Origin of the sequence: Intrasporangium calvum DSM 43043 (assembly GCF_000184685.1) — a bacterium.
GTDB lineage: Bacteria > Actinomycetota > Actinomycetes > Actinomycetales > Dermatophilaceae > Intrasporangium > Intrasporangium calvum.
This window is the reverse complement of sequence record NC_014830.1, coordinates 2,189,160-2,203,559: the sequence shown is the minus strand read 5'-3', so window position 1 is coordinate 2,203,559 and position 14,400 is coordinate 2,189,160. Positions and strand designations below refer to the sequence as shown.

Sequence of the window (14,400 nt, the reverse complement as noted above, 5' to 3'; positions counted from 1 at the left end):
AGGAGCTCCGCCGATGACCATCGCATCAACGCAGACCAGTCCCTCCACAGGTTCAGGTTCGACCTCACGTTCACCCTCATGGGGCCGGCCGGACCGCGATTCGTCACCGTTTCGCCGGCCGCCCATCTCGGTGGCGGTGCTCGACCTGCTCGAGCGGGCCCGGTGCACCTTGGAGGATGCGTGCCGCACGGCCGACGCCTCCGAGCGCTACCGGGACGCCCATCTCGGGGCGCTTCGCGCGGCAGCCGCGATCGTGGCGGCGCGGACCACCCCCTCGGCCCGGTCGCGGCCCCGCAGCGTCTGGCAGGTCCTGCCCGGCGTCGCGCCCGAGCTCGCCGAGTGGGCGGCCTTCTTTGCGGCCTGCTCGACTCATCGCTCGGTCATCGACCGCGGGGGACGGATCCCCGCTCGAGAGGCCGACGACCTGCTCCGCCAGGCCGAGATGTTCCTCGAGATCGCCCAGGACCTTCTCGGGGTCCCGCTCACCATTCCTCTCCCGGAGCTGACGACCCCACTGCTCGTCTCCACCTCGGCAGCGCAGACCCAGGTTCCTTTGGGCGGGGCCTCCTCCGGTTGGGCTGCGCCATCGTCCACACCCGCGCCGGGGGACCGGCTCGACTGATGACCGACAGCTTCGTCCACCTGCACGTCGCATCGGGCTACTCGATGCGATATGGCACGGCCAAGCCGGAGCAGCTCGTCGAACGGGCTGCGGCGTTCGGCCAGCCGGCGCTCGCGCTCACCGACCGTGACGGCCTCTACGGTGCGGTCAAGTTCGTCACGGCGTGCCTGGCCCACGATGTCGCCCCGATCCTCGGGGTCGACCTCGCCCTCGGACCGGACCCGATCGAGCCGCGCCGCTACCCGGGGGCGACGGGTGCGGTGGCACGCAGCACGCGCACCCCCGTCCGAGGGGGTGCCCTCGTCGACCCACGCCTCCCTCGGGTCACCGTCCTCGCCCGGGGCAGCCGGACCGGTCTCCCGCCGGGTGTGGGATGGGCTGCGCTCTGCCGCTTCGTCACCGACACTCACCTGAGCGGCGAACGCGGCAATCCGGTGACGACCGCGCGACTGCTCGCCGAGCACGCCAACCCCGCTCCCGAGGACCCGGGACCCGGGAAGCGAGCCCAGCGGCATACGGCAGGAGACGAGGGGACGCCCAGGGAGAGGGTTGCCGAGTCCGTGGAGCCGGCCAGGTCCGGGAAGTCCGTCAGGCCCGGGAGGGCCGTCAAGCTCGTGAGGTCCGGGAGGACCCGGTCGGCGCCCTCCCGGCTCGTGGTGCTCCTCGGGCCGGACTCGGACGTCGGCCGGGCGGTGCTCGCCAAGAAACACTCCCTCGCCCGCGCGCTGCTCGAGCAGTGGCGTGACCTGCTGCCCCGGGACGGCCTCGTCGTCGAGATCGTCTGCCACGGCGGTCCCGAGGACCTCCCCGGCAGCCTCGGGCAGGCCGGCCGGATGCTCGCGCTCGCCGGGGAGGTCGGGGTCCCCACGGTGATCACCGCGGCGGTCCGGCACGCCGACCCGCAGGATGCCGCGATCGTCGACGTCCTCGACGCGGCGCGCCGCCTGGTCGCGCTGGACGAGCGTCATCTCGACCGGGTCACGACAGCGGGGCACCTCTCACCCACGCCGGTCATGCACGCCCTCGCCCGTGACGTGGTGCAGGTCTCCGGCCCGGGTCTCGTGGGCGGGGGTCCCCTGGTCCGGCAGCTGGCTGCCGAGCTCGTGGCCCGGACGACGGCCCTGGCCACCGAGTGCATCCAGGACCCACGCGCCGACCTGGGCATCGGTTCGGTCCACCTTCCCGAGCCGGGTGTGCTCGGCATCCGCGACGGAGTCAGCCCGCAGGCGGTGCTGGCGCGGCGGTGCCGCGAGTCGATCGCGACGCGCTATCCCGACCACGGGACCAGCGAGCTCGCGGCGGTCAGTGCGCGGCTCGAGGACGAGCTGCAGGTCATCGAGACGCTCGGGTACGCGACGTACTTCCTCACCGTGGCGCAGGTCTGCGACCTCATCCGCGAGATGGGGGTCCGGGTCGCGGCGCGCGGTTCGGGGGCGGGCTCGGTCGTCAACTACCTGCTCGGCATCTCCGGGGTGGAGCCGATGCGGCACGGCCTGCTCATGGAGCGGTTCTGCTCACCGCTCCGGGCGGAGCTGCCCGACATCGACATCGACGTCGAGTCCGCCCGGCGCACCGAGATCTACGAACGGGTCCTCGGCCACTTCGGGGGTGAACGCGTCACCTGCGTCTCGATGATGGACACCTACCGCGTGCGGCACGCGATCCGCGACGCCGGGGCGGCGCTCGGCCTGCCGCCCCAGGAGATCGACGCCATGGCCAAGGCGTTCCCGCACATCGCCGCCCGCAACGTCCGCAACGCCATCGCCGAGCTGCCCGAGCTGCGCGCGAGCGGGCTCGACGTGCCCCGCCTCCAGCTGATGTACGACATCGTCGAGCGCCTCGACGGGCTCCCGCGCCACATCGCCCTGCACCCGTGCGGGGTGGTGCTCTCCGACTCCGGCCTGCTCGACCGGACGCCCGTCGAGGCGAGCTGGCTCGGCTTTCCGATGAGCCAGTTCGACAAGGACGACGTCGAGGCGCTGGGCCTGCTCAAGCTCGACATCCTCGGCATCCGGATGCAGTCGGCGATGGCCCAGGCGGTGGCGGAGGTGGAGCGGGTCGACGGGACCAAGGTCGACCTCGATGACGAGGCCAGTGTGCCCTTCGACGACGCGGAGACCTTCGAGCTGATCCGGTCGACCCGGACGCTCGGATGCTTCCAGATCGAGAGCCCGGGGCAACGAGAGCTCATCGGCAAGTTCGGGCCGCAGACCTTCGAGGACATCATCATCGACATCTCCCTCTTCCGGCCCGGTCCGGTCAAGAGCGACATGATCGTCCCCTTCCTCAACGCGAGACAGGGATGGAAGGAGCCGACCTACCTCCATCCCACGCTCGTGCCCGCCCTGCAGGAGACCGAGGGGGTCGTCGTCTTCCACGAGCAGGTGCTCAAGCTCGTCGCCGAGACGACCGGCGTGACCTTGGCCGAGGCCGACGAGGTGCGCCGGGCGCTCGGGTCCCCGCAGGGGCAGGAGAAGGTCGAGAAGTGGTGGCGGCCGGCCGCCCTCGCCCGGGGCTACTCCCGCGAGGACGTCGACCGGATCTGGGACGTCCTCAAGGCCTTCGCCTCCTTCGGGTTCTGCAAGGCCCACGCGGCAGCCTTCGCCCTGCCGACGTACCAGTCCGCCTGGCTGAAGACCCACCACCCGGCCGCGTTCCTCGCAGGGGTGCTCACCCATGACCCGGGCATGTACCCGAAGCGGCTCATCCTCGATGACGCCCGGGCCTTCGGCATCACGATCCTCGGCCTCGACGTCAACGTCTCGACAGGGGAGTACCGCTTCGAGCGCACCGAGGACGGCGACGAGGCCATCCGACTCTCCCTCGCCGACGTGCGCGGCATCTCCGACCTGGAGATCGCCGGCATCGTCGCAGCACAGCCCTACGCCAGCCTCTCCGACTTCTGGCAACGCGCCCGCGTGTCCCGGCCGACGGCGGAGCGGCTCGTCCTCGCCGGGGCCTTCGACTCCCTCCACGACATCGTCACGGGCGGGCTCGTGCCCGGTGGACTGGGTCAGGACCCGACCCACGGCAGCTCCGTCGGGAGCGGCTCCCGCGAGCCGGCCGGAAGGCCTTCCGCCGGGTCGGACGGACCCGCGTCCCGTGGTCCCCGCCAGCGCGCTGCCGCGGGGTCGCGCAGCGGGCTGGGGCGGCGCGGGCGGGTGACGCGGCGCGACCTGCTGCTCCACGTCGCCGAGCTGGACCGCTGGTCGGCCTCCCAGCGTCGGACGCGCGGGTCCGCTCGGGCCGTGGGCCGGCGCGCCCCGACCGGTCTGGGCACCACCACCGCGTCGCATCGCGGGCGGACCACCGCGGTGTCCGAGTCGGGGGACATCCGGGCCCTTGCCGCAGCGCAGTCCCGGGCGCCCGCCCCGGTGCCCTCACAGGTTCCGGTGCAGCTCGCCCTCGACCTCGGGGACACCCCCCGGCTCACTGCGACGAGCGGGTTGCCGGAGATGACCGGGCCCGAGCGGGTTCGCGCCGAGCTCGAGGTGCTCGGCCTCGATGCCAGCGGTCACGTCGTCGACTTCTACCGCCCGATGCTCGATGCCCTCGGGGTGGCCCGCGCGGACGAGTTGCTGTCCGGGCGGAGCGGTCGTGAGGTCTGGGTGGCGGGGGTCAAGGTGGCGACGCAGACTCCGCCCATCCGGTCCGGGCGCCGCGTCGTCTTCCTCACCCTCGATGACGCGACCGGTCCCGTCGACCTCACCTTCTTCGAGGACGTCCAGGGGCCCTATGCATCGACGGTCTTCCATTCCTGGCTGCTCCTCTGCCGGGGCCTCGTGCGCCGTACCGGACCCAAGGGGCTGTCGATCCGGGCCACCGGCGCCTGGGAGCTGAGCGGCCTGCAGGACGCCTGGACCGCGGGCGGAATCGCCGCCGTACGCGATGCCCTCGAAACCGCTGACCGGGTCGCCCGGGAGCGGGCGGAACCGCTCCCGGAGAATGCGGGAGACGGCGGCCAGGACCGGCACCTCGGGGTCGGAGAGACCCCAGCCGGGCGTCGGGTGCTCGTGCACGCCTCCGGGTTCAAGCAGTCGCCCTACGCCGACATCCGTCCTGCCGGGGGCGACGTCCGGGAGTCCCGCAGCGCGGCCTCGCTCGTGCCCTCGGACATCCCGCAGGGGCCGCCACGCAAGCTGTGGCACGCGAGTCCGGGAAGTGCGGGGCACTAGGGTGAACCTGCCAGAACCCTGCCGCCAGCCCCGGAGGACGTCGTGCCAGACGAGCAGCATCCGCAGCACCGCGTCGGTGCCCGCCTGTCCGCCGTCGTCTCCTCCGTGCGCACCCACGCCGACGAGGAGGCCCGCATCCTCGGGCGCCAGCTCGACGTGCTCGATCTCGGGGGCGGCACGGGCGGGGTCGCCGTCCCTCTCGCAGAGGACGGCCACCAGGTCACCGTCGTCGACCCCAGCCCGGATGCCCTCGCCGCCCTCGCACGCCGGGTCCGTGAGGCCGGTATCCATGACAACCTCACCGCGATCCAAGGAGATGGCGACACGCTGGACAGCGTGCTGTCCGGACGCCGCTTCGACCTCGTCTGCTGCCACGGCGCCCTCGAGTTCGTCGACGACCCGGCGGCCACGCTGCGCGCCATCTCCGACATCCTTCGCCCCGACGGCACCCTGTCGCTCCTCGTCGCAGGGCGCCTCGCGGTGGTCCTCGCCAAGGCGGTCGCAGGCGAGTTCGCCCAGGCCCGCGCCGCCCTGCTCGACCCCGACGGCCGCTGGGGTCGGACCGACCCCCTGCCCCGGCGCTTCGACCTCGACCGGCTCGAGGAGCTGCTCACCGGCGCCGGCCTCCGCGTCGTCCAGGTCCGCGGGACGAACATCCTCGGACACCTCGTCCCCGCGTCCCTCATCGACTCCGAGTCGGACCGTGTGGCACTGGCCGAGCTCGACGAGATCCTCGTGGCCGGTCCCGGACGCGAGTTCCTCCGGACCCTCGGAAATGGTCTCCACCTCATCGCGCGCCGCGACTGAGTCCCCCGCGGTTCGACGGGCCCCCGGCGCTGTCCCGATGGTGGACCGGAGATGAGCCGTCGCCAGTTCACTGCGCCGACCCGGACCGAGGAAGGGCCGCCCGACGACACGGGCTGCACCATCCTGCACGTCGACATGGACGCCTTCTACGCGTCCGCCTCGCTGATCTCCAGACCCGATCTGCGCGGCAAGCCGGTCATCATCGGCGGTGCCGGGGGCAGGTCGGTGGTCCTCTCCGCGACGTATGAAGCCAGAGCCTTCGGGGTGGCGTCGGCCATGCCGATGGCGCGGGCCCGTCGGCTCTGCCCGCAGGCCGTCGTCATCGTCCCCGACCACCGGCGGTACGCCGCCATCTCCGAGGCGGTCATGGCGACGTTCGCCGCGGTCACGGAGCACGTCGAGCCACTCTCCCTCGACGAGGCCTTCCTCGACGTCGCCGGAGCCGTGCGACGACTGGGACCTCCCACCCTCATCGCGGAGCGGTTGCGCGACACGATCGCCGACGAACAGGGAATCACCTGCTCGGTCGGCGTCGCCTCGACCAAGTTCGTCGCCAAGCTCGCCTCGGCGCTCGCCAAGCCGGACGGTCTGATCGTCGTCCCACGCGCCGAGACCGTCTCCTTCATCCATCAGCTCCCGGTCGGCGCCATCTGGGGCGTCGGTGACAAGACGGAGGAGCACCTGCACCGGCTCGGGCTGCGCACGGTCGCGGACCTGGCCCACACGCCCGTCGAGACCCTGCAGCGCGCCCTCGGGGACGTCGCGGGCCGCAACCTGCACGACCTCGCCTGGGGGCGTGATCCGCGCAGCGTGGTCCCCGAGCGCCGGGAGAAGTCGATCGGTGCGGACGAGACCTTCGCCCACGACATCGACGACCCGGTTCGCATCCATCGGGAGCTCCTCAGGCTCGCAGACCGCACCGCGGCGCGGGCTCGCTCCGCGGGGATGGCCGGACGCACCATCTCGATCAAGGTGCGGTTCTCCGACTTCACGACCATCACGAGGGCCAAGACGCTGCGCCACCATACGGACGTCTCCCGTGAGATCTTCGCCACTGCCGTCGAGCTGTTCGATCGGCTCGCCCTCCAGCGGGCTCGGATCCGGCTGGTGGGCGTGCGGCTCGAGGGACTCGTGCCGGCCACTGCGGCGCCCATCCAGTCCGCGCTCGACGAGCCGGAGCACGGCTGGCGGGACGCGGACCGGGCCGTCGACCGGGCCAGCGCACGGTTCGGGGCCGGAGCCGTCCGCCCCGCCAGCCTGATTCCCGACTCGGGCACGGCAGCAGCCCCGGCCCTGAGCCCTCGACTGCCCGCCGCGCCGGGGCGCCGACCGGGTCGAAACCCGGAACCCACGGCGACCTAGGTTCGTTCGGGTTCACAGGAGGGTAAACGACACTTATCCTGAAGGGGAGAACCTCCTGCGACGGACAGTCGCAGGACGGCCGAGTCGACAACACTGCAGGACAGGGAGGTGCCACGTGGCACTCTCGGAACACGAGGAGGCACTGCTCCAGCAGATGGAGGAGGCCCTCTACGCCGAGGACCCGCGATTCGCGTCGCGGATCGAGAAGACGAAGTCGGGCGCGCTCGGTCGGGGACGAATCGTCGTAGGTGTTGCAGCGGGCGTCGTCGGTTTGGCGTTGATCATCTTCGCGGCCATGATCTCGAACATCTGGCTCGGCGCCGTCGGCTTCGCAGCCATGGTCGCCGGGATCGTCTGGGCGATCACGCCGGCAAAGCAACCGCTCGGTTCCGTCGGCGAGGACGGTGGGGTGAAACCCAGGAAGAAGGCCACGGGTGGCGCGCCCGGCGGCAAGTCGGGCACCTTCATGGAGCGGCTCGAGCAGCGATGGGACAAGCGGCGTCACGACCAGATGTGAGGTCACGGACGAGGCGGGTCGTGAGTTCCGGGCTGGCCGCAGCGCTCACGGTCGGGTCACGAGGACGCCGACCCCCCACGTGGCGATGATGAGAACGGCCGTGAGGAGCTCGATCCCCACGTTCAGCGCCACCGCACTCACCGCGTGACGGGTGGCGTCCCACGCGCGCTGATGGCTGCGGAGGGTGGCGCGCTCGAGCACGTACACCGTCCCGACGAATCCGAGCGGCGCACCGAGAACCGGGATGACGAACAGCCCGATGACGCCCGCGACGAGAGCGATCGCGATGATCCTGGCGTCCACTCCCGTGGCGCGCATCCGGCGGCCGGGCACGACGTACTGGGAGACCAGTCCGGCGGCATAGATCGCGGTGGCGACGGCTAAGGTCAGCCACCCCGCCGTGGACTGCATGGTGACGGCCCAGAGCAAGGTCGCTCCCCAGACGAGGAGCAGCCCAGGCAGGACTGGAACGACGACCCCGACGGTGCCCACCAGCATGATGAGCAGGACCAGGACGTTGGTCCCGGTGATCACGGCGGGGTCATGACGGAGCGTCGATCAGCCGCGTCCCAGCGCCTGGTCAGTGCTCGTCAACCGGGGCAGACCTGGGCACCTCGGACAGCCGGTCACTCTCGTCCCGGATGTCGACCGCCTGATCCATCAGGGCGGGGAGGTGCTGTCGACCGTGGTGGGCGCAGAAGAGCAGCTCTCCGCCGGTGACGAGACGAGCGCGGATGTAGGCCTGGGCGCCGCAGCGGTCGCAGCGGTCGGACGCGGTCAGTTCGGGTGCCAGTGCTGTGTTCATCGTGCTCGCCTTCTCTCCACCCTCTGTGGGCTCAGCCGAGACTGAACCCTGTCATATACCAAGACGCTCGACCAAAGGATCTCGTTGCCCCGCCGGGGCTCCATCACCCTCTCGTCGTGCGTCGTGGACGTTCCAACAGTGAATCACGCGGATTCCTTCCCGCCCCGGAGGCAAGGCGCCTGAGACCTGCGTCATGTCCGGATCGTTACGCGTCACGTACCCATTCAGCCACCTGCCGCGAGCCTCCCGGCACGGGCCCGGCAGGGTCGTTAGGCTTCCGTTGCCCGCCGGACCCACGAAGAGAGTGATCGACCGCCTTGGCCTCCGCCTCCCGCCCCGCCCCCAACGGCAACGGTGACTACACCGCTCGCCACCTTCAGGTCCTCGAGGGACTCGAAGCCGTGCGCAAGCGCCCCGGCATGTACATCGGCTCGACGGACCAGCGCGGCCTCATGCACTGCCTGTGGGAGATCATCGACAACGCCGTCGACGAGGCGCTGGCCGGCGTGTGCGACCACATCGACGTCATCCTGGCCCGCGACGGCTCCATCGAGGTCCGGGACAACGGGCGCGGGATCCCGGTCGACATGGAGCCCCGCACCGGGCTCTCCGGGGTGGAGCTCGTCTTCACCAAGCTCCACGCCGGCGGCAAGTTCGGCGGGACCTCCTACGCGGCCACCGGCGGCCTCCACGGCGTCGGCGCGTCCGTCGTCAACGCACTCTCGGCCCGCCTCGACGTCGAGGTGGACCGAGACGGCAGGACCTACGGGATGAGCTTCCGCCGCGGCGAGCCCGGCATCTTCACCGACTCGGGCTCCGGGCACTCCCCGGACTCGCCCTTCGAGCCGTACGAGAAGCGCAGCGCGGTGCCGGTCATCGGCAAGACGAAGCGCGGCGTCACCGGTTCCCGGGTGCGGTTCTGGCCCGACCCCCACATCTTCCTCAAGGGGTCGGTCCTCGACTACGACGCCCTCGTCGGGAGGGCCCGCCAGACCTCGTTCCTCGTCCCCGGCCTACGCCTGGTGATCCGGGACGAGCGGCGCCTCCCCGGCACGCCGGCGGCTGACGGGCCGGTCGAGGAGGTCTTCCACCACGACGGTGGGATCACCGAGTTCGTCGAGTTCCTCGCCCCTGACCCGCCGGTGACCGACGTGTGGCGCCTGCAGGGGTCGGGGACGTTCAAGGAGACGGTGCCGATCCTCGACAACGAGGGGCACATGAGCCCGACCGAGCTGGAGCGCGAGTGCGTCGTCGACGTCGCGCTCCGCTGGGGGCAGGGCTACGACGCGCGGATGCAGTCGTTCGTCAACATCATCACCACGCCCAAGGGGGGCACCCACGTCGCCGGGTTCGAGCAGGCGCTGCTCAAGGTGTTCCGGCGCCAGCTGGAGATCAACGGCCGGCGGCTCAAGGTCGGCAACGACAAGCCCGACAAGGACGACGTCCTCGCAGGCATGACTGCGGTCGTCACGGTCCGCCTGGCCGAGCCCCAGTTCGAGGGACAGACCAAGGAGGTCCTGGGCACCAACGCCGTGCGCGCCATCGTCGCCAGGGTCGTCGAGACCGAGCTGACGGCGAGGCTGACCTCGACCAAGCGCGGCGACAAGGCGCAGGCCGCGCTGCTGCTCGAGAAGGTCGTCTCCGAGATGAAGTCGCGGATCAGCGCGCGGCTGCACAAGGAGACGCAGCGCCGCAAGAACGCCTTGGAGAGCTCGACCCTGCCGACCAAGCTCCGGGACTGCCGCACCAACGACGTCGACCGGTCGGAGCTGTTCATCGTCGAGGGCGACTCGGCGATGGGCACCGCCAAGGAGGCGCGCAACTCGGAGTTCCAGGCGCTGCTGCCGATCCGCGGAAAGATCCTCAACGTCCAGAAGGCCTCGGTGTCGGACATGCTCAAGAACGCCGAGTGTGCTTCGATCATCCAGGTCATCGGCGCCGGCTCGGGACGCAGCTTCGACCTCGCGGCCGCCCGATACGGCAAGGTCATCATCATGACCGACGCCGACGTCGACGGCGCTCACATCCGCACCCTGCTGCTGACCCTCTTCTTCAGGTACATGCGTCCGCTCGTGGAGGCCGGCCGCGTCTACGCCGCGATGCCCCCGCTGCACCGCATCGAGGTGGTCAACGCCGGCGCGAAGAAGAACGAGCTCATCTACACGTACAACGAGATCGAGATGCGTCGCACGGTCGCCCGCCTGGAGAAGACCGGCAAGAAGATCAAGCAGCCGATGCAGCGGTACAAGGGCCTCGGCGAGATGAACGCCGACCAGCTCGCGGACACGACGATGGACCCGCGGCACCGCACCCTGCGGCGGGTCACCATGCGGGACTTCGAGGCGGCCGAGGGGACCTTCGAGCTGCTCATGGGCAACGAGGTGGCACCGCGCAAGGACTTCATCATCGAGTCCGCTGCGGAGGTCGACCGCGAGCGGATCGACGCCTGACGCGCACCTTCGGTGCCGCCCCGCCCAACCGCACACCAGCGTCAGCCGGCCGTATGCCGCTGAGCCGGCTCAGCGGCATACGGCGAGGTCAGTCGGTGGCTGGGTGGTCTGGTCCGGCGACCACGGCCGCGACGTACTCGAACACGTCGACCGGCGACTTGCCACACGACTCCGGCCGGGTCACCCCGAGCGGACGTCGCTGCACCTGCACCCGCCAGCGGCGGCCGTCCTCGTGCTCGACCTCGATGGCCGTCTCGTCGCCGGGCGCGGGCGGGCGGGCCCACAGGGCACCGAGCCGCGTCTCACCCGCCAGGGCCCGGACGTGGGACTCGGCGCACTGTGCCGCAGGGGTCAACGGCGCGCGGCCCCGGTCATGAGCTGCACCGAGCAGCTCTTGCGGGATGTGACCGCTGCCGCTGGCTCCCAGCACCCACGCGGCTGACGTCTCGTCGAGGCGGGCGAAGCCCTGCCCCCACGGCAGGAGCACCGCGGTGGGGGCGAACCGGTGACCGCCGGTGTGCGACACCTCCCACACGCGCTCCGCCGCGTCCCGGGAGAGGGCGGCCGCTGCGGCCGCGAGCGGCCGCCCGCGGACCGCGCAGCAGACGTCCCGTCGGCCGTTGGTGCAGATGAGCAGCTGGGGCGGCGCCTCCTCGGCCCCGGGCAGGGACGCCCGCACGAGACGCTGACGGCCACTGGCGAGGGCGGTCCAGTCGAGCGAGAGCAGGTCACCGGGGTGGTCCAGCTCGGCGGACAGCAGCCAGGCCTCGTCACCACGGTGGCCCGCGTGGGCGACCAGGGCGCGGTGCGGACCGTCCCGGTCCGGGTGACCGCCGGGGCGGCGGATGAGCATGAACCGTCCGCCGGCCCCTGAGCAGCGACCGTCGAGCTCCGCGCCGAGGGCCGGGTCCAGGTGTGACTCGACGGCGGCCACCCGGCCCCAGGGCCCGGACTGCTCGAGGACGACGAAGAAGGCGGCTCTCGCGCTCGTCCCGAACGCGCTCGTGCCGTCACCGTCCCACAGCACCGAGCACGCGTCTGCCGCCGGCTGCGCGTGGCCGGCGGTGGCCGGGTGGCGGCCGAGGTCATCCGCCCCCTCGGGGACCGCGCCGGGCGCTGCAGCGCTCACGGGGCCGGTCATGGGGCCTGTCACGGGGCCGGTCATGGGGCCGGTCATGGGGCCGGTGGCGGGGCGACGACCGCCGCGATGACGGACGTCGTCGGAGTGCCGGAGCCGTCCCGCCGCCCGGTTGCCGGCGGAAGCTCAATGGCCACGCCGTTGGCCGCGGAGGCGCGGACCGGGGTGTTGCCCGCGAACGCGACGACCAGCGTGTCCTCGCCCTTGAGGAAGCGGTGGCAGCGGACCCCACCGGTGGCCCGACCCTTCGGCGGATACTCGGAGTAGGGCGTCACCTTGAGCGTGCCGGCCTCCGTGCCGGGCAGAGCCCCGGACGAGCCGGCCGAGGTCACGACCACGCCGTCCGAGCTCGGGTCGACGACCCCGAAGAAGACGGCGCTCGCGCCGGCGGCCAGCTTCACGCCGGCCATGCCCCCCGCGGACCGACCCTGCGGGCGAACGGTCTTCGCGGCAAAGCGGAGCAGTTGCGCGTCGCTCGTGATGAACACGAGATCGAGGTCGTCTCGGTCGGCCACGGCGGCACCGACCACCCGGTCCCCGTCCTTGAGGCTGATGAGGGACCAGTCGGTCCCCTTGGGGGTGTCCGGGGAGACGCGCTTGACGACACCGGACGCGGTGCCGAGGGCGACCACGGGGGCCTCGGCACCGATCGGCACGATGGTGAGCGGCTCCTCGTCCTTGGCCAGGTCGACGTAGGCGGCCAGCGGGGCACCGCCGCCCAGACTCGGCGCGCCGTTCGTCGGGGGGAGGGTGGGCAGCTCGAGCGCAGAGAGCCGCACCATCCGTCCGGACGTCGTGACGAGGCCGAGCTCGCCCCGCGCCGTCGTGCGCACCGCCCCCACGAGGGCGTCGTGCCTGGACCGTGACCCTTCGGCCGTGACCGGCTCCGGGCCCACCGTGCGGGCGAGCAGGCCCGTCGAGGACAGCAGGACCCAGCAGGGGTCGTCCGTGATCTCGAGCGGCGTCGCCGTCGTCGTGGGGCGGGCCTGTCCGGAGCTCTCGAGGAGCACCGTGCGGCGGGGCGTGCCGTGCTTCTTCGCGACCTCCGCCAGCTCGGTGGACACGAGCTTGAGGAGCAGCCTGTCGCTCTCGAGCAGGGCGCGGAGCTCCTCGATCTGCCGCTCGAGCTCGGACTTCTCGGACTCGAGCTCGATCCGCGAGAACCGCGTGAGGCGCCGGAGCTGGAGGTCGAGGATGTAGGTCGCCTGCGGGTCGGAGAGGTCGAAGACGTCCATGAGCCGCGTCTTGGCCGTGGCGGCGTCGTCGCTCGAGCGGATGACCTGGATGACCTCGTCGATGTCGACGATGGCGATGAGCAGGCCCTCGACGAGGTGGAGGCGTTCCTCGCGCTTGGCGAGGCGGTGCTCGGTCCGGCGCCGGACCACGTCGGTGCGGAAGTCGACGTAGACCTGCAGCAGCTGCTTGAGGCCCAGGGTCCGCGGCTGGCCCTCGACGAGGGCCACGTTGTTGATGCCGAAGTTCTCCTCCATCGGCGTCAGGCGGTAGAGCTGCTCGAGCACCGCGTCCGGGTTGAAGCCGTTCTTGACCTCGATGACGAGGCGCAGCCCGTGCCCGCGGTCGGACAGGTCCTTGAGGTCGCTGATGCCCTGCAGCTTCTTGCTCTGGACCAGGTCGCGGATCTTCTCGATGACCTTCTCGGGGCCGACGAGGTAGGGCAGCTCGGTGACGACGATGCCCTTGCGGCGAGGGGTGATGTTCTCGATCCGGGCGGTGGCCCGGGTGCGGAAGCTGCCCCGCCCGGTCAGGTAGGCGTCCCGGATGCCCTCGAGGCCGACGATCCGGCCGCCGCCGGGAAGGTCGGGCCCCGGGACGAACTTCATCAGCTCGTCGAGGGAGCAGGACGGGTTGGCGATCAGGTGGCGGGCCGCGCCGATGACCTCGATGAGGTTGTGGGGCGCCATGTTGGTGGCCATGCCGACGGCGATGCCCGAGGCGCCGTTGACGAGCAGGTTGGGGAACGCGGCCGGCAGCACCTCGGGCTGGTACTGGGTGTCGTCGTAGTTCGGCACGAAGTCGACGGTGTTCTCGTCCAGGCCGGAGACCATGAGCAGCGCGGACTCCGCGAGGCGCGCCTCGGTGTAGCGGGCGGCGGCGGGGCCGTCGTCGAGCGAGCCGAAGTTGCCGTGCCCGTCGATCAGGGGCAGGCGCAGGGTGAAGGGCTGGGCCATGCGGACGAGCGCGTCGTAGATGGCGGTGTCGCCGTGCGGGTGGTACTTGCCCATCACCTCGCCGACGATGCGCTGGCTCTTCACGTGGCCGCGGTCCGGGCGCACGCCGAGCTCGTTGGCGCCGTAGAGGATCCGGCGCTGGACCGGCTTCAGGCCGTCGCGCGCGTCGGGCAGGGCGCGCGAGTAGATGACGCTGTAGGAGTACTCGAGGAAGGCGTTCTGCATCTCCTCCTCGACGTCGATCCCGACGATCTTCTCCTCGAAGTCCTCAGGGGGAGGCGTGGTGGCGGTACGTCGGGCCATGCCGGGTGGGGCTCCTTGCTGCGGGGGGCGAA

The 14,400-nt window shown here is 71.5% G+C and carries 10 protein-coding genes; 6 read left to right on the top strand and 4 right to left on the bottom strand.

The genetic code is table 11. From position 1 onward, the window contains the following. Window positions 1-130 precede the first annotated feature (130 nt). From INTCA_RS09930 to INTCA_RS09910, 5 genes are all read left to right on the top strand, one after another. On the top strand, window positions 131-622 hold the full coding sequence (locus INTCA_RS09930) for an SAV_6107 family HEPN domain-containing protein (RefSeq protein ID WP_234423996.1): 492 nt from the start codon (window positions 131-133) through the stop codon (window positions 620-622). Beyond that, window positions 622-4,797, top strand: a complete 4,176-nt coding sequence (locus INTCA_RS09925; protein WP_013492781.1) for a DNA polymerase III subunit alpha — start codon at window positions 622-624, stop codon at window positions 4,795-4,797. The genes INTCA_RS09930 and INTCA_RS09925 overlap by 1 nt, the downstream gene beginning before the upstream one ends. A gap of 42 nt (window positions 4,798-4,839) precedes the next feature. Continuing rightward, entirely contained in the window at window positions 4,840-5,604 is a 765-nt protein-coding gene (locus INTCA_RS09920; RefSeq protein ID WP_013492780.1) for a class I SAM-dependent methyltransferase, read from the top strand. A 51-nt stretch (window positions 5,605-5,655) separates the two neighbouring features. After that, on the top strand, window positions 5,656-6,966 hold the full coding sequence (dinB, locus tag INTCA_RS09915) for a DNA polymerase IV (RefSeq protein WP_013492779.1): 1,311 nt from the start codon (window positions 5,656-5,658) through the stop codon (window positions 6,964-6,966). 115 nt (window positions 6,967-7,081) lie between these two features. Next, complete coding sequence (locus INTCA_RS09910; RefSeq protein WP_013492778.1) at window positions 7,082-7,483, top strand: DUF3040 domain-containing protein; 402 nt, start codon at window positions 7,082-7,084, stop codon at window positions 7,481-7,483. Between the two features lie 45 nt (window positions 7,484-7,528). On the opposite strand, the gene INTCA_RS09905 is transcribed toward INTCA_RS09910, so the two are convergent. Beyond that, a complete protein-coding gene (locus tag INTCA_RS09905; protein ID WP_013492777.1) occupies window positions 7,529-8,017 on the bottom strand; it encodes a DUF456 domain-containing protein in 489 nt (162 codons plus the stop codon). Between the two features lie 46 nt (window positions 8,018-8,063). Beyond that, window positions 8,064-8,288, bottom strand: a complete 225-nt coding sequence (locus INTCA_RS09900; protein ID WP_013492776.1) for a DUF7455 domain-containing protein — start codon at window positions 8,286-8,288, stop codon at window positions 8,064-8,066. 317 nt (window positions 8,289-8,605) lie between these two features. Here INTCA_RS09900 and INTCA_RS09895 point away from each other — a divergent pair, with 317 nt between their 5' ends. Continuing rightward, window positions 8,606-10,738 carry a DNA gyrase/topoisomerase IV subunit B gene (locus INTCA_RS09895; protein ID WP_013492775.1) on the top strand — a complete coding sequence of 711 codons (2,133 nt, stop codon included), beginning with the start codon at window positions 8,606-8,608 and terminating at the stop codon, window positions 10,736-10,738. Between the two features lie 88 nt (window positions 10,739-10,826). On the opposite strand, the gene INTCA_RS09890 is transcribed toward INTCA_RS09895, so the two are convergent. Continuing rightward, window positions 10,827-11,867: a ferredoxin family protein gene (locus INTCA_RS09890; protein ID WP_234423995.1), complete on the bottom strand. Its 1,041-nt coding sequence runs from the start codon at window positions 11,865-11,867 to the stop codon at window positions 10,827-10,829. A gap of 44 nt (window positions 11,868-11,911) precedes the next feature. After that, window positions 11,912-14,368, bottom strand: a complete 2,457-nt coding sequence (locus tag INTCA_RS09885; protein WP_013492773.1) for a DNA gyrase/topoisomerase IV subunit A — start codon at window positions 14,366-14,368, stop codon at window positions 11,912-11,914. Window positions 14,369-14,400 lie beyond the last annotated feature (32 nt).